The sequence below is a fragment of the Streptomyces sp. AA4 genome (assembly GCF_000158875.1).
Taxonomy (GTDB): Bacteria; Actinomycetota; Actinomycetes; order Mycobacteriales; family Pseudonocardiaceae; genus Amycolatopsis.
Genome location: NZ_GG657746.1, coordinates 6,718,734 through 6,739,126 on the forward strand (window position 1 = coordinate 6,718,734; position 20,393 = coordinate 6,739,126).

Annotated in this window: 23 protein-coding genes and 1 tRNA gene; 14 read left to right on the top strand and 10 right to left on the bottom strand. The window is 69.6% G+C overall.

Translation table 11 applies throughout. The features are described 5' to 3' along the window. The first annotated feature begins 232 nt into the window (after positions 1-232). The 3 genes from SSMG_RS30460 (at position 233) to SSMG_RS47310 (ending at position 4,950) form a co-directional block, all read left to right on the top strand. Positions 233-2,413: a phospholipase A2 gene (locus SSMG_RS30460; RefSeq protein ID WP_037715345.1), complete on the top strand. Its 2,181-nt coding sequence runs from the start codon at positions 233-235 to the stop codon at positions 2,411-2,413. A gap of 163 nt (positions 2,414-2,576) precedes the next feature. Then, positions 2,577-4,259: an LCP family protein gene (locus tag SSMG_RS30465; protein ID WP_037715347.1), complete on the top strand. Its 1,683-nt coding sequence runs from the start codon at positions 2,577-2,579 to the stop codon at positions 4,257-4,259. A 124-nt stretch (positions 4,260-4,383) separates the two neighbouring features. Further along, the gene (locus SSMG_RS47310; RefSeq protein ID WP_009082459.1) at positions 4,384-4,950 is read left to right on the top strand and encodes a helix-turn-helix domain-containing protein; all 567 of its coding nucleotides are present in this window, start codon (positions 4,384-4,386) and stop codon (positions 4,948-4,950) included. Between the two features lie 319 nt (positions 4,951-5,269). Here SSMG_RS47310 and SSMG_RS30475 read toward each other — a convergent pair whose 3' ends face one another. Next, on the bottom strand, positions 5,270-6,730 hold the full coding sequence (locus SSMG_RS30475) for an NAD(P)/FAD-dependent oxidoreductase (protein WP_009082460.1): 1,461 nt from the start codon (positions 6,728-6,730) through the stop codon (positions 5,270-5,272). A 71-nt stretch (positions 6,731-6,801) separates the two neighbouring features. Here SSMG_RS30475 and SSMG_RS30480 point away from each other — a divergent pair, with 71 nt between their 5' ends. Together SSMG_RS30480 and SSMG_RS30485 are read left to right on the top strand one after the other, a co-directional pair. Beyond that, positions 6,802-7,401: a TetR/AcrR family transcriptional regulator gene (locus tag SSMG_RS30480; protein WP_037715350.1), complete on the top strand. Its 600-nt coding sequence runs from the start codon at positions 6,802-6,804 to the stop codon at positions 7,399-7,401. 220 nt (positions 7,402-7,621) lie between these two features. Beyond that, the gene (locus SSMG_RS30485; RefSeq protein WP_037715354.1) at positions 7,622-8,101 is read left to right on the top strand and encodes a hypothetical protein; all 480 of its coding nucleotides are present in this window, start codon (positions 7,622-7,624) and stop codon (positions 8,099-8,101) included. Between the two features lie 638 nt (positions 8,102-8,739). Here the strand turns inward: SSMG_RS30485 and SSMG_RS30490 are convergent. Further along, complete coding sequence (locus SSMG_RS30490; RefSeq protein WP_037715356.1) at positions 8,740-8,961, bottom strand: DUF3618 domain-containing protein; 222 nt, start codon at positions 8,959-8,961, stop codon at positions 8,740-8,742. A gap of 124 nt (positions 8,962-9,085) precedes the next feature. On the opposite strand from SSMG_RS30490, the gene SSMG_RS30495 reads away from it, so the two are divergent. From SSMG_RS30495 to SSMG_RS47320, 4 genes are all read left to right on the top strand, one after another. Beyond that, positions 9,086-9,159, top strand: a tRNA-Leu gene (locus SSMG_RS30495). Between the two features lie 278 nt (positions 9,160-9,437). Then, on the top strand, positions 9,438-9,746 hold the full coding sequence (locus SSMG_RS47315) for a hypothetical protein (RefSeq protein ID WP_037715358.1): 309 nt from the start codon (positions 9,438-9,440) through the stop codon (positions 9,744-9,746). Positions 9,747-9,798: 52 nt separating this feature from the next. Beyond that, entirely contained in the window at positions 9,799-10,488 is a 690-nt protein-coding gene (locus SSMG_RS43925; protein ID WP_234392773.1) for an alpha/beta hydrolase, read from the top strand. 254 nt (positions 10,489-10,742) lie between these two features. Next, positions 10,743-11,003, top strand: coding sequence for a hypothetical protein (locus SSMG_RS47320; protein WP_050788321.1), 261 nt, complete (start codon positions 10,743-10,745; stop codon positions 11,001-11,003). A 120-nt stretch (positions 11,004-11,123) separates the two neighbouring features. Here SSMG_RS47320 and SSMG_RS30515 read toward each other — a convergent pair whose 3' ends face one another. The 5 genes from SSMG_RS30515 to SSMG_RS30535 are packed head-to-tail and all read right to left on the bottom strand — an operon-like array spanning position 11,124 to position 14,833. Further along, positions 11,124-11,489, bottom strand: a complete 366-nt coding sequence (locus tag SSMG_RS30515; RefSeq protein ID WP_009082466.1) for a MerR family transcriptional regulator — start codon at positions 11,487-11,489, stop codon at positions 11,124-11,126. Between the two features lie 18 nt (positions 11,490-11,507). After that, on the bottom strand, positions 11,508-12,269 hold the full coding sequence (locus SSMG_RS30520) for an SDR family NAD(P)-dependent oxidoreductase (RefSeq protein WP_009082467.1): 762 nt from the start codon (positions 12,267-12,269) through the stop codon (positions 11,508-11,510). Between the two features lie 45 nt (positions 12,270-12,314). Continuing rightward, positions 12,315-12,905 carry a dihydrofolate reductase family protein gene (locus SSMG_RS30525; RefSeq protein ID WP_009082468.1) on the bottom strand — a complete coding sequence of 197 codons (591 nt, stop codon included), beginning with the start codon at positions 12,903-12,905 and terminating at the stop codon, positions 12,315-12,317. Next, positions 12,902-13,711, bottom strand: a complete 810-nt coding sequence (locus tag SSMG_RS30530) for a metalloregulator ArsR/SmtB family transcription factor (protein ID WP_009082469.1) — start codon at positions 13,709-13,711, stop codon at positions 12,902-12,904. The genes SSMG_RS30525 and SSMG_RS30530 overlap by 4 nt, the downstream gene beginning before the upstream one ends. Positions 13,712-13,768: 57 nt before the next feature. Then, complete coding sequence (locus SSMG_RS30535; protein WP_037715361.1) at positions 13,769-14,833, bottom strand: FAD-dependent oxidoreductase; 1,065 nt, start codon at positions 14,831-14,833, stop codon at positions 13,769-13,771. A 74-nt stretch (positions 14,834-14,907) separates the two neighbouring features. Here SSMG_RS30535 and SSMG_RS30540 point away from each other — a divergent pair, with 74 nt between their 5' ends. Beyond that, positions 14,908-15,507 (top strand): TetR/AcrR family transcriptional regulator, encoded by a 600-nt coding sequence (locus SSMG_RS30540; RefSeq protein WP_063631978.1) that lies wholly within the window; start codon positions 14,908-14,910, stop codon positions 15,505-15,507. Here SSMG_RS30540 and SSMG_RS30545 read toward each other — a convergent pair. Then, positions 15,494-16,393, bottom strand: coding sequence for an MBL fold metallo-hydrolase (locus tag SSMG_RS30545; protein WP_009082472.1), 900 nt, complete (start codon positions 16,391-16,393; stop codon positions 15,494-15,496). The genes SSMG_RS30540 and SSMG_RS30545 overlap by 14 nt on opposite strands. Positions 16,394-16,506: 113 nt before the next feature. Between SSMG_RS30545 and SSMG_RS30550 the strand changes: the two genes are divergently transcribed. From SSMG_RS30550 to bcp, 4 genes are all read left to right on the top strand, one after another. After that, the gene (locus SSMG_RS30550) at positions 16,507-17,382 is read left to right on the top strand and encodes a LysR family transcriptional regulator (RefSeq protein ID WP_009082473.1); all 876 of its coding nucleotides are present in this window, start codon (positions 16,507-16,509) and stop codon (positions 17,380-17,382) included. Between the two features lie 31 nt (positions 17,383-17,413). Continuing rightward, positions 17,414-17,596 carry a hypothetical protein gene (locus SSMG_RS30555; RefSeq protein ID WP_037358542.1) on the top strand — a complete coding sequence of 61 codons (183 nt, stop codon included), beginning with the start codon at positions 17,414-17,416 and terminating at the stop codon, positions 17,594-17,596. 196 nt (positions 17,597-17,792) lie between these two features. Continuing rightward, entirely contained in the window at positions 17,793-18,332 is a 540-nt protein-coding gene (locus tag SSMG_RS30560) for a hypothetical protein (RefSeq protein WP_009082475.1), read from the top strand. A 15-nt stretch (positions 18,333-18,347) separates the two neighbouring features. Then, on the top strand, positions 18,348-18,824 hold the full coding sequence (gene bcp, locus SSMG_RS30565) for a thioredoxin-dependent thiol peroxidase (protein WP_009082476.1): 477 nt from the start codon (positions 18,348-18,350) through the stop codon (positions 18,822-18,824). A gap of 49 nt (positions 18,825-18,873) precedes the next feature. Here the strand turns inward: bcp and SSMG_RS30570 are convergent, their stop codons facing one another. Both SSMG_RS30570 and SSMG_RS30575 read right to left on the bottom strand, forming a co-directional pair. Continuing rightward, positions 18,874-19,452 (bottom strand): dihydrofolate reductase family protein, encoded by a 579-nt coding sequence (locus tag SSMG_RS30570; RefSeq protein WP_009082477.1) that lies wholly within the window; start codon positions 19,450-19,452, stop codon positions 18,874-18,876. 65 nt (positions 19,453-19,517) lie between these two features. After that, positions 19,518-20,357, bottom strand: coding sequence for a helix-turn-helix domain-containing protein (locus tag SSMG_RS30575; RefSeq protein WP_050788490.1), 840 nt, complete (start codon positions 20,355-20,357; stop codon positions 19,518-19,520). Between the last annotated feature and the right edge of the window lie 36 nt (positions 20,358-20,393).

Below are 20,393 nucleotides of genomic sequence, written 5' to 3' on the forward strand. Positions count from 1 at the left end.
CATTGGGTGCGTCAGATGCACCCAATGTGGCGTTGTTGGCGCTTTGACCGGACCCAGCGCAGCACCGCGCCTCCAAGAGCGGCGGCGAGACAGACCCGGGAGCACCCAAAGTGGCCCCCGATGAGCCCAGCGCAACCAACCCCACGTCGGCCCGCCCCGGGGGTTACCCCCCACCCGGGTGAGGGGGACAGCCGCCTCCCGCGGCGCGCGCCGGGCTGGCACCCTGGTGCGCATGCCAGCCACCGACGACCGTGCCCCGGCCGCCGTTCGCGTTCGCCGTCCCTGGTCGACGTCCGGCTGGCTGCTGCTCGTCCTGCTCGTGGTGTTCGGGTTCGGCCTGATCGCCTCGCGGCCCGCGTCGCCGCCCGACCAGGGCCCGCCGACCGGCGGCGTGCTCGCGGCGCGGAACGCGGTCGACGCGCTCACCCACCCCGACGGGCAGGCCACCGCGCTCGCGCTCCTGCCCAAGGACTTCACCGCGGTCACCGGCGTGAAGCCCGGCGCGCTGCCCGCCCGCGACGGCACCGTCCGCGCGGCGCACCTCGACGGCGGCTGCTCGGCCCCGTGGGGCGACGACAACACGAAATGGGACTTCTCGGTCCCGTGCAAGGCGCACGACCTCGGCTACGACCTGCTCCGCTACGCCAACGACAAGGGCCACCCGCTCGACCAGTCCGCCCGGGCCGCGCTCGACGACCGGCTCGAGCAGGACATGCACCGCACCTGCGAGCTGAACCCGATGAACTCCGAGCGCACCTGCCAGCTGGTCGCGTCGGTGTTCACCGGCGGGCTGGTGCTCAACTCGTGGCACCAGCGCTGGGGCCCGCCGGTCGGCGACCCGATCGGCCCGATGGTCGCCGGCGTCCTGGTGATCGGCTGCCTGCTCGTGATGCGCCTGCGCGGCTGGCACACCGCCCGCCGCACGACCCCGCGTCCGCGGCTGCCGCGCGGCGTCCCCCGGCCGTGGGCGGTGCTCGGCATCTCCGGGGCGGTGCTGCTGATGATCGGCGAATCGGCGACCGCGCTGGCCGACTGGGCAGGCGCGCCGGAAGCCACTTGGTGGCCGCTGACCTGGCTCGCGCAGCTCACGCCGCTGCTCTTCTTCTCGGGCGGGCTCGCCAACGCGGCGGGCTGGCGGGCCGAACGCGATCGCGGCTACCGGCATTACCTCGCCGAACGGTCCAGCCCGCTGCTGCGCCCGGCGTTGATCTTCGCCGTGGTCGCTCTGATCGTGCCGCTGGCGCTGGAACTTCTCGGCATCCCGGCCGGGACCAACGCCACCGTCATGCGGATCGCCCTGCACCCGCTGTGGTTGCTGGGCGTCTACCTGCTGACCGTCATCGGCGCGCCGATGCTGCTCGCGCTCTACCGCCGCACGCGGCTGTGGTCGGTCGCGGCGCTGACCGCTGTCGTCGTGGCCGGTGAACTCGCCGCGAGCTGGACGGACGTGTCCTGGCCGCGCTACGCCGCGACGCTCGCCTTGGCTCTCCTCGCGCAGCAGGTGGCGTTCGCGTACGCGGACGGCGTCCGCCCTCGCCGTCCGGTGCTCGCTGTCGCGGCCGTAAGCGGCGTCGCGGCCCTCGCGGTCGCAGTGTTCGCCTTCGACGCTTCGCCGGTACTGCTGGGCAACCCAGGCGCGCCTGCCGCGTTGTCCGCGAGGCCGTGGACGGTCCTGCTGCTGGGTGTGTCGCAGCTCGGCCTCGTCGGGCTCCTCGCGGCGCCGCTGCGGCGCTGGGCCGCCCGCGACCGGGTAGTCCGCACCGCAGGGCTCATGCTGCGCGCCCCGATGAGCCTGTACCTGGCGTTCCTCGCCGCGATGCTGCTGCTCGTCGCCGTGGTCTACCTGCCCGGACCGATCGCGAACGGCCTGAGCTGGCTCCTCCAGCCGCGCATGCTCGCCGCGGTGGCGCTGCTTCTCGTGCCCGCCGCGCTGGTCTTCTGGTGGTTCGAACGGCACCCGGCCAAACCCGGCAAGACCAGCGCCGAAGCGCCGGTCGCCCCGCGTCCGTACCACCCGACCGGCCGCCGTTCGGTGCTGCTCACTCGCGCGGCCGCCACGCTGGGCATCGGCTACGCGACGCTCGGCGTCTTCGGTCTCGCGCTGGCCCGGTTCGGCGCCGTGGCCGCCGACGCCGACGTGCTCGGCTTGCGGCTGGACCCGGTCCAGAGCCTCGTGCACCTGCTCCTCGGCGTCCTGCTGCTGCACGCCGTCCGGACCGGCGCGGCGGCGACCTCGGCCGCGACGTGGTTCGCCGCCGCGCTGACCTGCGTGCCGTCGCTCGTGGCGGCCGCCGGCGGCGAGACGCACGGTTCGGCGGTCGTCGTCCTGCACCTTCTCACCGCGGTGTTCGCGCTGGTCGGAGCGGGTTCGTGCATGGTTCCGGCCAGGCGAGCGGCCGCCGCCGCGTCCTGACCCGCGACACGCGTACCGCCAACCGGGCGAAACTGCTTCGGATACCGGACCATAGGTGGTGCACACCACACCGCCCGGGGGAGGTGCGAAACCGCCGCAACCCCCGCCCGGCACCATGCGTCTCCAGTAGCGGAGACCAGAACGACGAGAAGGAGCCGGCCCCGTGGACTACCCGCCTCGGAACGGGCAAGGCGATCGCCGCCCCGCCCGCTCGTGGCAGGACCAGCCCGGCCGGGGACCGGCGCGGCGGCCCGGGCCACCGCCCCGCTCGCGACGCGAACCGCAGGCCACTGGTCCGTCCCGGCGTCCCGGACCGCCCCCGCGCCGTCCGTCCGGACGGTCCCGCCGAGGCGGCCTGCGCGGCGCGAAAATCGCTCTCACCGTGGTGTCGCTGCTGGTCATGGGGCTCACCGGGTACGCATGGGCGTCGCTGCAGGGCCTGGTCAACGGCCTGAGCTACTCCGACGTGATCGGCGAGGGCGCGGGCGGCGAGAAGCCCGCCGACGGCGCCCGCGACATCCTCCTGGTCGGCCTCGACAGCCGCACCGACGCCCAGGGCAACCCGCTGTCCCCGGAACTGCTCGCCCAGCTGCGCGCGGGCGAATCGGACGGCGAGCTGAACACCGACACGCTGATCCTGGTCCACATCCCGAACGACGGCAGCAAGGCCGTCGCGCTGTCGCTGCCGCGCGATTCGTACGTGGACATCCCCGGCTACGGCAAGCACAAGATCAACTCGGCGTACGCCAGGGCGATGCTGCAGGCCCGCAAAGACCTGCAGGCCCAGGGCGTCACCGATCCTAAGGAACTCGACGTCAAGGCCAACCAGGCCGGCGCGAAGCTGCTGATCGCGACGATCCAGCAGCTGACCGGGTCCACGATCGACAACTACGCGGCGATCAACCTGCTCGGCTTCAGCGACATCACGAAGGCCGTCGGCGGCGTGGACGTCTGCCTGAAGGACAACGTCAACGACGAGTACTCCGGCGCGAACTTCACCAAGGGCCAGCACACCATCTCCGGGGTCGAGGCGCTCGAGTTCGTCCGGCAGCGGCACGGGCTCCCGCGCGGCGACCTCGACCGGGTCGTGCGCCAGCAGGTGTTCATGGCGGGCATGGCGCGCAAGATCCTGTCCGCGGGAACGCTGACCGACCCGTCCAAGCTCAACGCGCTGGTCGACGCCATCAAGAAGTCCGTGGTGCTGAACCAGAACTGGGACATCTTCAGCTTCGCCCAGCAGATGAAGGGCCTCACCGGCGGCCAGCTCGAGTTCCGCACCATCCCGGTCGACAACGTCGAGTACCGCACGCCGAACGACGGCGTCGCGGTGAAGGTCGACCCGGCGAAGGTGAAGGCGTTCGTGCAGGGCCTCGCGGGTCCGCAGGCCGGGGCCGACGGCGCCCCGGCGCAGCAAAAGGCGCCGAAGCCCGACGAGTCGCACAAGGACACCACGGTCGACGTGCGCAACGCCTCGGATCGCACCGGTCTCGCGGCGACCGTGTCCAAGCAGCTGGCGGACAAGGGCTTCACTGCGGGCGACACGGACAACGCGTCCTCGCGTAAGACGACTGTGATTTGGGTCCCCAGCGGCGGCGAGGCGGCCGGGCAGGCGGTCGCGGACGCGCTCGGCACCAAGGCGACGGTGCAGGAAGACAAGAGCGTGCCCAAGGGCCACGTGAAGGTGTTCCTCGGTTCGGACTACCAACCCTCCGCCGGCGCTTCGAGCGGAACCGGTGCGGCGCAAGCTCCTCCGGCGCAGCAGCAGTCCGCTCCCCCGTCCACGCCCACCGGTCCGGGCAGCGACGACCAGCCGATCACCGCCGACGGGGTGCCGTGCGTCAACTAACGCGTTGCTCCATTCGGGGCAAGCGGAAAATTTTTCCGAAACCCGCGTAATGAGCGGCCGCTTCGGCACTTTCACCACCGGGACGCAAGCCCGCGTCCGCGAAGTTGGTTGAGGGGCAGGGGCCGTGATCGACGCTGAGCACTACCAGCGGGTACTGGGAGACGAGCTGCGCAAGCTCAGGCGTGGCCGGGGATGGACGCGCAAAGAGCTGAACGCGCATCTGCAGAGCGAGATCTCGCTGCAGACGCTGGCGACGTACGAACTGGGCACGCGGCAGTGTTCCGTGGTGCGCCTGGTCGAACTGTGCGTGGCGATGGACGAGCTTCCGCAGGATTTGCTGGCGAAGGTGCACAGCCGGGTGTTCACCGAGGAACCGGGACGGGTCCGCGTGGACCTGCGCCGGGTCGTCGCGGAGGCCGGTCCGGAGCTGACTCCGCTGCGGCGCTGGGCCGAAGGACGGTTGCGGCAGAACGGAGTCGCGATGCCGGCCGCGCCAGCCGCCGCTTCCGCATCCGGATCTTCCGGCACGCCAACCTCTTCCGCGCCCGCGGCCTCGGGCCAGCCCGCTTCGGCGAGCGCCTCGGCCGACGAGGTGTCGTTCGACTTCGCCGCGCTGGAGCGGATGGCCGAGCTGTGCGGACTTCCCACGGCTGAGCTGGTTTCGCACCTGCGCAAGCTCGCTCCGGCCTGACCGCAGACCACGAGGGGGACCTTCGCGACTCCTCCCCTGCCGCGAACGTCCCCCTCGTTCTGCTTCGCCTCCGCGCGGCCGCTCGTCCGCCGAGGTTTCTCTTCCGCTCGACGACAACGCCGCCCTCGCGGCGTCCACTGTGGAGTGCCCGCTCCGCGCTGAACGCTGCCCGCGTACTGCGAGGGGAACTTTCGCGACTCCTCCCCTGCCGCGAAGGTTCCCCTCGCACCGACCAGTCCACTGTGGACTGCCGCACAAGACCACGAGGGGGACCTTCGCGACTCCATCCCCCGCCGCGAAAGTCCCCCTCGTGCCAGCGTCACCCGAGCAGTTCGTAGTCCTCCCGCCGCACCGTCCGGGTGTCGAGCCAGTACCGCCAGGTGAAGCCCGGCCACAGCGTCCGGTTGACGCCCTTCGCGTCGAGATACCAGCTCTTGCAGCCGCCCTGGGTCCAGATGCCCTTCTCGAGTTTCCGCTGCACCTGCGCGTTGAACCGCTCCTGCACGTCCTCGCGCGGGTCCAGCGCCCGGTCGCCCGCGAGCCGCAACGCCTGCGCGATATAGGAAATCTGCGCCTCGATCATGAAGACCACCGAGTTGTGGCCCAGCCCGGTGTTCGGCCCGAGCAGGAAGAACAGGTTCGGGAAGCCGTTGACGGTGATCCCGAGATGCGTCCGCATCCCCTCGCTCGCCCACTCCTTGGCGAGGTTCCGCCCGTCGCGGCCGACGATCTCCAGGCTGTCGAACGCGTCGGTCACGTGGAAACCGGTGCCGTAGACGATCGCGTCCACCTCGTGCTCGACGCCCGCCTGGTCGACGATGCTGTGCTCGCGCACCTCGGCGACGCCATCGGTGACCACGTCGACGTTGTCGCGGGCCAGCGCCGGGTAGTAGTCGTTCGAGATGAGCACCCGCTTGCAGCCCATCGTGTAGTCCGGGGTCAGCTTGGCGCGCAGCTCCGGATCCTTCACCGCGCGGTCGATGTTGCTCTTCGCGAGCCGCTGCCCGATCTTCATGATCCACGGCTGGCCGTTGAAGCCGATCGCGCGCGCTTCCAGCGTCCAGTAAAGGAAATTCCGGTACAGCCGCTGCGCCGGCGGCACCGCGCGGAACAGCCCGCGCAGCCAGCCCGGCATGTCGCGGTCGGCCTTCGGCATCACCCACGGCGGCGTGCGCTGGAACAGCGTCAGCTCGGCCACCTCCGGTGCGATCTTCGGCACGAACTGGACCGCGCTGGCCCCGGTGCCGACCACCGCGACGCGCTTGCCGGCGAAGTCGAAGTCGTGGTCCCACTCGGCGGAGTGGAACGCGCGGCCCTGGAACCGCTCGATGCCCGGCAGGTCGGGGATCATCGGCCGGTGCAGCGCGCCGACGCCCGCGACCAGCGCCGGGGCCACGAACTCGTCGCCGCCGCGCGTGCTGACGTGCCAGCGGTTCTCCTCGGCGTCCCAGCGCGCGCCGGTCATCTCCTGGCCGAAGCGGATGAAGCGGCGCAGGTCGTGCTTGTCGGCGACCCCGCGCATGTACTCGTAGATCTCCGGCTGCGGCGAGTACGCGCGCGACCAGCCGGGGTTCTGCTCGAACGAGAAGGAGTACATGTGCGACGGGATGTCGCACGCGCAACCGGGGTAGCTGTTGTCGCGCCAGGTCCCCCCGACGTCGTGCGCCTTCTCGAGCACCACGAAGTCGTCGCGGCCGTCCTTGCGCAGCTGGATCGCCATGCCGAGCCCGGAGAACCCGGTGCCGACCACGATCACGCCGGTCTCGGTGCGGTTGCCCATGCGTCCTCCCGTTAACTGTTACCCGAAGTCCAGCTTACTCGGAGTAGGTTACTGGCGGTAGAGTGTGCGCCATGACCACCGCCAAGCGCAAGCGCATGCCCCGAGCCGAGCGGGAACGGCAGATGATCGAGGTCGCCGAGCAGGTCTTCGGCGAGCGCGGCTACGCGATGGCGTCGATGGACGAGATCGCCGAGCTGGTCGGTGTGTCCAAGCCGATGCTGTACGAGTACTTCAACTCGAAAGAGGGCCTGCTGCTGGCGTGCATCCGGCAGTCGCGAGCCGCGCTGCAGGAGGCTACCGAGCAGTCGATCGTCGGCGCGGAGTCCGCACAGGACGCCCTGCGGCGCGGGCTGCTGGCGTTCTTCGTGTTCATCCGCGAGCGCCGTCAGGCCTGGTCGCTGCTGCGGCACGAGATGGCGCTGATCGGCACGCACGCCGCGGACGAGATCGAGGAAACCCGCCGGCAGCAGACTGACTTGATCACGGCGTTGATGAGCGGCTACTTCGACAGCGAGGACACCCTGCGCGCGGAAGCGTCGGCCGAGTTCGTCGTCGGAGCCTGCGAGCGGCTGGCCATCTGGTGCGAGCGCTTCCCGGAGGTGACTCCGGAGAAGGCCACCGAGTACGCGATGGATCTGCTCTGGGCGGGGTTGTCACAGCGAGCGATCTAGCGTGCACGTGAAGATGGCCGTGCATTAGGCCATTCGGTCGTCACTCAGCGCACATCTCGTCCCGTTACTTGTGACACAGAGTTTTCTTGCGGTATCGATGACACGGTAGAAAGACACACTGAGTGTCGCGCCAGCGGCCGGCAAGCAGGAATCGCGTCATGAGTTTGCGGTGGCCGGGTCTCGACCTGTGACGCATGCTGATGACGAGAGGGGTGAGGCAGTGGTGGAAACGATCACGGCGACGTACGAGCACGACAACGACGACTGGACGATCACCGTCAGCGGCCGCGGCAAGGAGCTGACCGGCAAGGCGCCGGGCATCATCGCCGCCCGCGACCGGGCGGACCAGCTCGTGGAGAAGCTCGCCCCGAACGAGCGACCCACGGTCGTGCACCTGCTGAACGGCAACGCACTGGAGTTCACCAGCGCGTACATGGCCGCCCGCCTGACGCTGCCGGAGATCGAACCGCTGGAAATCCCGCCGTCGGGCGGCGCGAAGGCGGCCAAGGAGGCTTCGTCGGAGAGCAAGGCCGAGACGCCTGCGGCAGCTCCGGCCGCGAAAAAGGACAAGGCCGCCAAGCCCGCGCTGCCGCCGAGCAAGCAGCTCCCGAAAGAGGTCGAGGACCGCAAACCCGACGAGGCGAGCCGCCCCGGTGTGACAGCGGGCGCGTCGGCCACTCCTCCGGTCGCACGCGCCTGATCCTTACCGCGTTCTGCTTCAGCCCGCTTCTTCGTGGGCTGGTTTCGCTGCCCGGGCACCCTGCTTCGGCGCGCTGCCTGCACCTTGGGGCGCTTACACGAGTTGGTTTCACCCGCCTTGGCGCACGTCGCCCGCCCCTTGAGGCCACCTTCGCGAGCCGGTTTCGCCTGCACGCGCCTCTGCTTTTGACGCACGGCCTGCCTCAGGGCCTGCCCGCGCCGCTGCTTCGGCGCGTCCCTGCTCTTGGGGTCGTCCTCGCGACCGCCTCGCCCGTACCCAGCTTTGACGCGCATTGCCTGCCCTTGAGGTCGCCTCGCGACCTTGAGCGGCATCGCCTCAACACCCCGCCGGTTCACGCCCGCAAACAGCTGCCAGCGTCCAGTACAGCGGGGTAAACCCGCCTCGTCACCCTGAAGGGGTAGCCCGATTCGGCGAACGTGTTGCCCCGAACCGACCCGAATGAGCGACCACCAAACAGGTGACCCCTGGTTCAGTGGCACTTCTCACGAAGTTCACCGGGCGTAACGAACAGCGCTGTCCATCCGCCATTCAGGGAGGACCCGCATTCGCGGAGAAGGCCGCGCCCGGCGTAACCGAGGCGTACGTCGGCAACCCTGGTCAGCGCGGGCCGCGAACCGTCAGCGGAACAGCTTCCGCACCAGCAGCACGGCGACCAGCACGCCAGCCCCGATGAGCGGGTACTTGACCTTCGGGTTGTCGAGCTTCGCGCGCACGCCGTCCTTCGCCTGCTCGGCGAGTTTCTGCGGACTGGCTTTCGTGCCCAGCTGGTCGAGGGTAGCCGCCAAAGCGGTCCTCGCCTGCTCGATCTCACGCTCGATGGTCTCGGGGTCGCGAGCCACGTGCCCTCCTCGCCGCAGTCGGACTGTAGGCGGTCCACGGTAGAGGACAACCCCCGCGCGACGGCGACTGGCCACGCCGAGCGAACCCGAACGTGGCGCGCGCTACGATCGCACCTGGTTCCTGGGGGCCGTAGCCCAATTGGCAGAGGCACACGGTTTAGGTCCGTGCCAGTGAGAGTTCGAGTCTCTCCGGCCCCACCCCTGGCGGTTCTGCCATGCAGCGGAGCAAGCCTGGCAACTGGTCCGGACAGACCGCATGCCCCACATGTGCCGGCGATAAGGACACTTATTCACTTATCGGAGATAATGCGGTCGCCTCCGCCTGCTCCCTCGCCAATGCTGAGTGGTTCTACTCAGCCGAGCTAGGTAGACCTTCGCGTTTTCGCTGGTGAGCACCCCGTTTGAGGGAGTAGCGCCGTTGATCTCCGAGCCCAGGCGTCCGTAACGTGATTGGTCGGTTACGGAAGGGGAGGCCGATGGGGTTCACGAGTGTGCCCGCCGCGTTGAGAGCAGCGGGCCGGTCTGCGGGTGAGAAGACCAGTGGGTTGCGGGGCGCGGATTGCGCGAGTCTGGTCGGGCGGATCTCCGCTGCGATGCGGGGCGGGAAGGCCGCAGCGGCGGCGGGTGCGTGCGGGCAGTCGCTGTCGGCGACGTTCGTGCAGTGGTGCTCCCAAGCCCAGCGGTTCGGCGAGAATCTGGGAGCCGCGGCCGACCGGTACGCGCGCGGCGACCAGGCCGCCGCGGGGGTGTTCCCGGCCGCTCCGACGATGCGGGGGCCGCGCTGATGGTGTCGCTGGCCGATGTGCGCGCCTGGAACCCGAACGTGCTGGACGAGGTTTGCTCGACCGTGCGGGCGAAGGTCCAGGTTCTGGTCAGCGAGGGCGACGACTACGGCAAACTTCTCCCGGTGATCGGCTGGAGCGGCCCAGCCGCCGAGGGCGCGGCCACCCAGCACAAAACCCACATGCGGGGCTCGGGTCGCCGTCGACCTCGGTCATCACCTGGGCTGGGTACGACGCACCGCAAACCCTCACGGACGCCGCCAGCACCAGCTACGCCGACAACGCGGAACACTCTCTCCGCGCTTTCCAGGAAGGAATCGGCGCAGCACACCAAGGACCGGTGAACACCACCGTCATCGGCCACAGCTACGGCACCACCGCGGTAGGGCACACCGCCCGGGACCTCGGCCTGCCCGCCGACAACCTCGTCATGGTCGCCAGCCCGGGAGTCGGCGTCGACCACGCCAACCAGCTCCGCCTCGACGCCGTCCCGCAAGATCAGGTCGGACAGCACATCTACTCCACCAAAGCACTCACCGACCCCGTTCCCGCCCTGACCAACCTTCACTCGCCCCAAGCCGAACCGTTCGACCCTCTCGGCCCGGACCCCGCCACCGACTACTTCGGCGGGCAGACATTCGAGTCCGACCCCGGACATGTCGCGGGTGCCCACAGCAATTACTGGGTCGACCGATCGCCCTCGCTCCGCGCGATGGGCAACATCATCGCTGGGAACAAACCTTGACGAACCCGCCAAACCGAAAAACGCCTGCGCGAATTCAGGCAGCTCTCATGGCAATCGCCGTATTCGCCCTGGCCTCATGCGGAGGTGCCTCCATGCAACCCACGGTTTCGGCCGCGCAAGCACGCGAGACCGCATTGGCTTCTGCGCACGCAGCCGCAGCAGCCATATTCCCCCCGGGGTACCGGTTGACCGACGACTTCGCACCACAGCTTTCGTGCACTGACGACAATGATCAAGCGACGGGGCAGATTCACGTGAGCGTCAGCATGTGGGTCGACGGCCCGGACCGCACGCGCAACGACAGCTACTACGAAAAGCTCAAGAAATGGTGGACGCAGAACGGCTGGTCGCTCGAATCGGACAACCGGCCCCGAGATCTGTTCGCCAATGCCCAGCGCGACGGCTATCTGATGAGCTTGGAAGGCACGGTCACCGGGCCGGACAAGGGAAGGCTCAACATCGGGGTCAGTTCGCCGTGCATTTGGCCTAACGGAACGCCCGAGCCCAGGTCCTAAGGTCTCCCAGCGCGAGAGACCGCATTGACTGTGCCGGATAATGGGCGAACTTGCCAGCCGTACCTCCGCTAGCCGCCGGAACAGCCGCGTGTGTTGCGCTCCCCTGCCATTACTAGCGCATCAATCGCAACCAACCTCGCCCCGCGCAGCAGTTGCTCGCGACGACAGTCTCTCCCGTGCCCGAGTAAGCGCCGCGATCCGTTCGTCCAGCACTGCCAACCGCCGATCCACCAACGCCACCGCGCTCGACGACAAGCGCCGGGACGGCAAATCGCCCTGCAGGCAGGAGCCCAATGGCCGGATGTCTTCCATCGTCAGTCCCGAATCGAGCAGGTAGCGGATGTTCGCCACCCGCTCGATCGCGGACTCGTCGTAGTGCCGGTAACCGTTGTGGGAGCGGGCCGCGGTCAGCAGGCCCTGCTCCTCGTAGAACCTCAGCGCCCTGGTCGTTACGCCGGTGGCCTTCGCCAATTCTCCGATCCGCACCGACCCGAGCGTACGCCGCTACGCGATCACTGCGCCGCCGTCGACGGGCAGCACCACGCCGGTGAGGTACTCCGCTCCGGGGCTCGCCAGCTGGACGATCCAGTGCGCGACTTCTTCCGGGCGCGCCAGCCGACGCAGGGGCACCATTTCCTGCAGGGCTTCGTGCTGCGCCTTGGCCTGGTCGGCGGTCAGGCCTTCGCGGGCGTAGATCTCGGTGGCGACCGGACCGGGGGCGACGGCGGTGACTCGGATGCCTCGCGGGGCGAGTTGCACTGCCCAGCTTCGGGTCAGCGAGTCCAGCGCGGCTTTCGTCGCGGCGTAGAACTCGCGGCCCGGCATCGGCCAGCCGCGTTGGCCGATCGCGGTCGTCACGTTGACCACCGCGCCCTTGGTTTCGCTCAGGTGCGGCATCGCGGCCTGGACAAGATAAACCGGCGCGAGCAGGTTCGTCGCGACCACGGTGTCGAACGCGCCGGGTTTGATCTCGCCCAGCGCGGCCGGATCGACGATGCCGGCGTTGTTCACCAGCACGTCGATCCGGCCGAATTCGGCGACCGCCGCGGCGACGATTTGCTCCGCCGCACCGGGCGAAGTGAGGTCGGCGGCGAACGGACGGATCCGTGGGAAGCCCGCCGCGGTTTCGGCGAGCCGCTCGGCGGTGCGGCCTACCACGAGGACGTTCGCGCCTTGCCGGGCGAACTCGTGCGCGGTGACCTGTCCGATGCCCGTTCCGCCGCCGGTGACGATCACTGCCTTGCCGGAAAACTGTTCTTCACTCATGTCTTCCGACGCTAAACATTGCCGTATGCGTGAAGGTCAAGCCGCTCAGCGCACGCGGTCGTAAACCAGGGCCAGTTCGCCGAGATCGCCGGTCTCCTGGTGCGCGACTGTCCACTTGGTACCCGGCAGGCCGTCGTCGAACAACCGCGGTCCGCCGCCGGCGATTTGCGGGCAGATGATCAAGTACAGACGGTCGATCAGGTCCTCGGCCAGCAGCGCCTTGATCACGCTGACGCTGCTGTTGACCAGGATGTCGCCCTCGCCGTCGGCCTTGAGCGAGTTGGCGACCTCGGCGGCGGGCGCGTTCACGACCCGCGCGCGTTCCCACGGCGCTTCGGTGAGCGTGCTCGACAGGACCACCTTTTCCGTGTCCACCAACCATTTCGCGTAACCGCGGTCGCGCGGGTCGGCGTTCTCGTCGGTGGCGACGCTCGGCCAGAAACCGAGGAAGCCTTCCGCGTTGCGGCGGCCGAGCAGCGCGGTCGTCGCGTTCTCCCAGATGCGGGTCATCTGGTTGCGGGCGGTTTCGGTGGTCACGTAGGGCATGATCGCGCTCATGTCGCCGGGGCCTTCCGGACCGTGGTAGCGGCCGTCGAGGGTCAGGGCGAGGTTGGCGGTGACACGACGCTCGGTCATGACTGGGTTTCCTTTCGGGTGAGGACTTCGGTGAGGTGGTCGAGGACCTGTCCCCAGCCGGTTTCGATTCCGGTGATGGCGGACACGGCCTCGACGGTCGTCGCGCTGATCTCCAGACCCAGCCGCAGCCGGGTGCCGCCGTTCGCCGCGGCGGCGAGGGCGAGGTCGTAGTGGCCGCTGAACGCGACGGCTCCGGCCGCGTCCAGCACCGACAGGTCGAACCCGAGCCGCTCGGTTTCGCGAACGGCCCGGACCTGCCCTTCCGAGCGGTACGTGCCCTCGGCGTCGCGGTAGACGAGAACGACGCGCCCGCCCGGCTCCGGTTCGAGAACACACTCGGTGACAGTCAGGGACGGCGGGACCCACCATGACGCGAGCAGCCCGGCGTCCGTCCAGTACCGCCACACCGTTTCCGGCGGCACCGGCAGCTCGCGCTCGAAGGAGAACGCGCGGCCGTCGGCCCAGCGATCCCGGTCCGCGGCCGCGGTGTCGGCTTCGATCGCCGCGCGGTAGCGGTCGAGCACGTCGCGCTCCCCCGCGTGCGCCTCGATCGTCGCGGCCAGTTTGTGCAGCTGATCCGCGAATTCGCGCAGCGGAGCCGCTTCGGCCGCGTAGACCCGCCGTTGCCCGAGCGGGGCCATGGTGACCAGTCCGGCGCGGGCGAGCGTCTGCAGGTGCTTGGTCGTCTGCGGCTGGCGCAGCCCGGTCAGCTCAGCCAGTTCGCCGACCGACCGCGGCCGTTCCGCGAGCAGTTCGACCAGCTGCCACCTGGTGGTGTCTGCGAGTGCTGAGGCGATCCCGTCCATGCACTGAAGTATTCACCAGGTAGAATATTCGTGTCAAGGAATTCTTTTCGGCCCGGCTCAGCCGGGCAGCAGGCGGGCGGCGAGGTTGCGGACCGCCAGGCCTCGTTTCGTGCGCGGGACCAGCATCGATGCCGCCGTCCGGACCCCGCGCTGCTTGGGTTTCACCCGCGCTCGATGGGTCGCCTCGTAGCGCGCGAACGCCTCCGCGGGGGTGCCTTCGGCGAGCGCCGCGGCCAGGGTGTGCGCCCCGACGATCGCGAGACTCGAACCGTCGCCGAGCAGCGAGACGCACGACGCGGCATCGCCGACCAGCGCGACCCGGCCGTGCGACCAGCGAGGCGGATCGACCACGGCGACCGCGTCGAAGAACACGTCGTCCGCCGCGTCGAAGCGGGCCAGCAACTCCGGGACCCGCCAGCCGAGACCGCGGTAGGCGGCGGACACGATTTCCTTGCCCTGCCCGGGATTCGGCGCGCGGAAGATGAACGCGACCCCGGAATTCCCCCGCACCGGATGGATCGCGACGAGGCGGCCCGGAGCGTTGAGCAGGACGATGTCCTCCGGATAGTCAGACGGCTCGCCGAGCGACACCGTCCCGACATACAGCCCGGCGTGCCGGACGAACTCCCGCTCCGGGCCGAACACGAGCCGCCGCACCGTCGAGTGCACGCCGTCCGCTCCGAGCACCAGGTCGAACCGTCGCGGCGCAGCGTGCTCGAAGGTGACGTCGACCCCGCCCTCGTCCTGCTGCAGTGCGGTGATGGTGTCGCCGAAGAGAATCTCCGCGTCATCGCGCGCGGCTTCGTAAAGCACGGAAGCCAGATCCGCGCGCGGGACCTCGATCTCCTTGCTCACCGCCATCCGCACCGTGGTGACCGAACGCCCGCGCGCGTTGAGCACGCGCAGCCGCTGAGCGTGCGTCGCGACCTCGCGCAACCGCGGCACGACGCCCATCGCATCGGCCACCTCCATCGCGCCAGCGCGCACGTCCACCGGATTGCCGCTGCTGCGCCGGCCAGCCGCCCGTTCCACGACGGTCGGCCGGAAACCGTTGCGCGCCAACCAGAACGCGAGAGTCGAACCAGCGATGCCGGCACCGCACACGAGGACGTCACGAGTCATACCTCGAACATAACCGCACTCAATGCAAATTTGCAATGAGTGCCGATTTGCACTCGCTGCCGTATACTCGCGGCATGTCGCTCCGTGAACGCAAGCGCGCCCGCACCCGCCAAGCCCTGATCGACGCGGCCACGGACCTTTTCGAGCGCAACGGCTACGACGAGACGACGATCGCGGACATCGCCGCAGCCGCCGAGATCGGCACGCGCACGTTCTTCAGCTACTTCGCCAGCAAGGAAGAACTGCTGTTCCCGGACGCCGAAAGCCGAGTCGAGGCGTTGCTCGCGGCACTCGCGAACCGCGCCCCGGACGACCGGCCGATCGACCTGCTGGTCCGCGTCCTCGTCGACGGCAGCGAAGTCAGCGACGACATCATCGGCAAGCTGACGCCGTTGCGAATGCGGCTGCTCCAGACCGTGCCCGCGATCCAGGGCCGGGCGTTGCAAATCCAGTTCAACGCCGAGCGCCGGATCGCCGAAATCCTCGCCGAAGCCTTCCCCGAAGACCTCGACGACCTCACCGCGCGCACGTTGACCGGTGCGTTCGCCGGCGCGGTGCGCGGAGCGGCGCAGGCCATGCTCGACCGCTCCGACGAGCTGAGCCCCGAGCAGCGCGCCGAAGCGACCCGGCAGGCCATCGTCACGACGCTCGCGCCGCTGCTCAAGCGTGCCTGACGTGCTCCGCGCACAGGCAGGCCACCGCCGGGTCGATCCACTCGCGGCCTTCCCATTCCGGATGCCGTTTGATCAGCTCGTCCCGCACCTCCGCAGTCACGGTCGCCTCGTCCATCGCGGAATCGCGGCGCCGCCAGGTCTCGTCGCGCAGCAGTTCGAGGTAGGCGCGGAGGTCGTCGAGCAGTTCCGGACCGCTGATTTCGCCGTGGCCGGGCACGACGATTTCCGGTCGCTGCGCCGAAAGCTTCCGCAGGACTTCGATCCAGCGGATCCCGGACACGTCGGTGTCGTGCGGCGGAAACCACGGGAAGATCGCGAACTGGCCGGTTTCGGCGAGGTCGCCGGTGAACAGAACGCCCGCGTCCGGGACGGTGACGACCTGGTCGCCCTTGCTGTGCGCGCGGCCGGTCGCCCGTAGCCGCACGACGCGCCCGCCGAGGTCGAGGTCGTGCGCCGAGTCGTAGACGACGTCCGGAGCAGGCAGTTCGACGCCCTCCAGCTGACGCGCGACCGGCTCCCCCAGACCGCGGAACATCTGCAGGTAGCCGGGGCCTTTCGCGGCGAGGTCGGCCGCCTGCGCGCGGTTGACCAGGTAGGTCGCGGCACCCGCGAAGGACTGCGCGCCGAACGCGTGCTCGGGGTGGAAATGCGTGGTGGTCAAGTAAATCCGGCGGCCGCGCGCGTACTCGATCGCGAAGTTCAGCACGGTTTCCGCGTTGCGCGGCCCCATGCCGGTCTCGACGACGAGCACGGAATGCGTCCCGCCGACGACGCCGACGTTCGGCACCAGCTGCACGCCCTGGTTCGGGACCACGACGAGGTCGCGGGCGAGTTCGCGCGCCTGCGCGGTCCGCACGACGGGATCGGGATACGGATAGTCGGCCATCGCCGGGGCTCCTCGGAAGCGGGATCAGTGACGATTCCAGTCCAGCGGCGCGCCCGCGCGGCGTCCAAGACCGATCCGCTTTTCCCGATACCGCACGGGTATCGTCGCTGGTTGTGGATCTCCGTTCGCTCCGGTACTTCGTCGCGGTCGCCGAGGAGCGCCACTTCGGCCGGGCGGCGGCGCGGCTGCACATGACCCAGCCGCCGCTGAGCCGCGCGATCAAACAGCTCGAGACCGACCTCGGCGCGGTTTTGCTGGAGCGTTCGCCATCTGGAGTCACGCTCACCGCCGCCGGAACCACGCTGTACGACGAGGCCCGCACCTTGCTGGCGGGTGCGGAACAGGCCCGCGCGAGGGTCGCCGCGGCGGCCGGGCCCGGAACGCTCACGCTCGGCACCCTCGCCGACAGCTCGGAACAGGTCGGGATCCGGCTCGCGAGCGAGTTCCGCCAACGACATCCGGGGGTGCGGATCAGCGTCCGCGAGGCCGACCTCACCGATCCCACGACCGGCCTGCGCGCCGGGCTCGTGGACGTCGCGCTCACCCGGATTCCGTTCGACACCACCGGAATCCGCACGCGCGTGCTGCGCTCCGACCCGATGGGCGTCGTCCTGCGCGCGGACGATCCGCTGGCCGGACGCGCCGAGGTGCGCCGGGAGGACCTCGCCGACCGCGCGTGGTTCCGGTTCCCGGACGGCACCGACCCGCAGTGGCAGGCGTTCTGGAGCGGCGGCGGCGCGGGCGGCCCGGTCGTGCGGACGGTCCACGAATGCCTGCAAGCCGTGCTGTGGAACGGAACCGTCGGGCTCGCCCCGCTCGCGCACTCGCTCCCCGAGGGCGTCGCGACCGTCCCCCTCGCCGGGTATCCGCCGAGCCGGCTCGTGGTCGCCTGGCGCGAGGACTCGACGCCGCCGCTGGTCCGCTCGTTCGTCGGACTCGCCGTGCGCATCGCCGGGCTCGACGGCCGCGAAACCCCCGCGAACCCGTAGGCTGGGCCCGGACATCGGGGAGGTGTGGGCCGTGCCGGAACGCAATCCGCTGCGGATCCTGCGCAAATGCGCGGACTGGTTCGAAAACCGCGGCGTGTACATCCCCGGCGAGGAGAGCCGCGCGGTCGACCCGGTGCGCGACTTCGGCTGGCTCATGGTCGCCTGGGGCGCCGGGGTCGCCGTGTTCATCCTGTTGTTCGCGTTCGCGGTCTGAATCCCGACCAGCGGCCGTTGACATCGGGGTGACGACTGTCACCCGGTGTGCTCTTTCGATCACGGATCGGCCACGGCTGTACACCAGGTCCGCGTCTTCCGCACCGTGACGGCAGAAGTGCCGCCAGAGTGGAGCGGGCCGCCCGGCAACTACGCCGAACGGCACACCGCCCCACCCCGACTGGAGTACCCCCGCGATGGCGCCCCCGCGCACCCCGAAACTGCTGATGACCGCCTGCCTGCTGTTCTCCGTGGCAGCCTGCGGCGGCGTCAACGCTCGGGAAGGCTCCGCCGCGATGGGCGCCGGCAACCCGGCGGCGCAGCCCGCGGCCGCGCAAGCCTCCGGCGACCTGCAGTTCGGCGCCAACCACCGCTTCGCCAGCGGGATCACGGTCTCGCTGTCCGCGCCGCAGTCCTTCCAGCCGAGCCCGGCCGCGTATCCCCGCAGTCCGCGCGCGGCGGCGTTCTACATCCAGGTCACCAACAACGGCACCGACCCGTACCGGGTGTCCGCGCTCTCGGTGACGGCGACGGTCGCCGGGAAGCCGGCGAAGCAGGTCGTGGACGCCACGCAGGGTCTCGGCGGCGTTTCGGACGCGGGCAAGGACCTCCTGCCGGGCCGATCCACGCAGGTCACGCTCGCTTTCGCGGTGCCCGAGGACAGTGCCCGGATAGCCGTGCAGGTGCGGCCGAGCACGGGCGAGCCCGCCGTCGTCACGTATTGCGGAGACGCCTGAATTACGCTCGTCCCCATGACCGACCAGCGACTTGCCGTGGGCGACGAAGCGCCCGGATTCACCCTGCCGGACAGCACCGGCAAGAACGTCTCGCTCAGCGACTTCCGCGGCCAGGCCGTGGTCGTGTACTTCTACCCGGCCGCGGGGACGCCCGGGTGCACCAAACAGGCCTGCGATTTCCGGGACAATCTCGCGGAGCTGAACGACGCGGGGTATCAGGTGCTGGGGATTTCCCCGGACAAGCCGGAGAAGCTGGCCAAGTTCGTCGAGGCGGAGAAGCTGACGTTCCCGCTTCTGTCCGATGTGGACAAGACGGTGCTGGCCGAATGGGGCGCGTTCGGGGAGAAGAAGAACTACGGGAGGATCGTGCAGGGCGTGATTCGCTCGACGTTCATCGTGGACGCGGAGGGGAAGATCGCCAAGGCCGCCTACAACGTGCGGGCCACCGGGCACGTGGCGAAGCTGATCCGGGATCTGGGAATCTCCGCCTGAGTTGTTCCCGGCGCGCGGAGGGGCCGGACCGGCCTCTCCGCGCGCTCGGTCAGCGACGGACCTGATAACGCAGGTGCAGCACCCGGTCGCCCTGGATCACGTCGGGGTCCTCCAACAGGTGCGGTGCGCGGACCGAGCCGAAGTAGCGTTTGCCCGCTCCGAAGACGACCGGGACGACGTCCATGCGCACCTCGTCCACCAGACCCGCGGCGAACACCTGGCCGCCGACGTCGCCCGCGGCCACCTCGACGACGCGGTCCCCGGCTAGCTCCTGTGCCTTCGCCACGGCTTCTTTGACCCCGTCGACGAAATGGAAGGGCGCGTCGGGGTTCCAGCCTTCGGGGGCCGGACGGTGCGTCACGACGACCACGTGGTCGATCCCGCTCGGGGGCGTTCCGTCCCAGCCGTCGGTCAGGTCGAAGACGTGGCGGCCCGCGACGGTCACTCCGATCTGGTCCCAATACGCACGGGTGTAGTCGTACGACGCTTGCGCCACCTTCAGCACGCCGCTCTCGTCCAACGGGACATCGCCGCTGGTCAGCCAGTCGAACAGCGGGCCGGGCTGGTCGTTTTCGTCGGCGATGAAGCCGTCCGCCGACACCGAGCTGTACAGGACGACCTTGCCCACGGGGTTCTCCTCTGTTTCGGGTGACCTCAAATTAGCGGGTCGCGCGCGGTCGCTCTTGTAAGAAATCAATCGGTCGGCAGCGGCCAGCTGTCCAGCGTGTGGCCGGGGTGTTCGCGCAAGAACCGCCGTCGGACTTCGAGGTACCTGGTGGGCGTGAGACCGGTGAACTCCCGGAACTCGTGACCGAAGTGGGCCTGGTCGAAATAGCCCGCGCGACCGGCCAGATCGCCCCAGTCGACCGGTCCGGCCGGGTCGATCGCGAACACGGTGGCGGTGAAGCGGTGGGCGCGGGCAAGCCGCTTCGGGGTGACGCCGATGAGTGCCTTGAACCGTTGGGCCAGGTGCGTGCTGCTGACCCCGGCCGTCTCGCTCAGGTCGCCGATCGCGACTGACCCGCTGGTCGCCGCGATGATGCTGCTGGTGTGGCAGACCAGGCCAAGGCCGGATGTCTCGTGGAGCCGTTGCCGCAGCTCGTTTTCCAGCAGCCCCAGCATCTGGTGCGGGTCGTTGGCCGTGGCGAGGCGGTCTCGCAGGGTGGCGACGGCGGAGCGGCCCCAGACCTGCTCGATCGTCACTGGCCGGTCGCACAATTCGGCGGCGGGCATCGGCAGGAACGGTGCCAGGCCCCACGCTTTGAAGTGCACGCCGACGGACCGGGTCCGGGGCGGATAGCCGAATTCGTACGCGCGGGTCGGCATGGTGATCACGCAGCCGTCGGCGTACTCGGCCGTCTCGAGATCGGTGCCCCCGCGGATGCGGAACGGTGCGCCGAGGTTGACGATCAGCAGCGCGGACGGCGCTGGCGGCAAGGTCAGCCGGGCGTACGGCGGCGCGCCCTCCAGGTAGTAGAGGTCGTCGATCAGCCCGTCCAGCGGCGGTCGCGGCGCTTGGGACACGTACTCCACGTCCACAGCATTGCCGATGCGCGCCAGCAGGCGCTA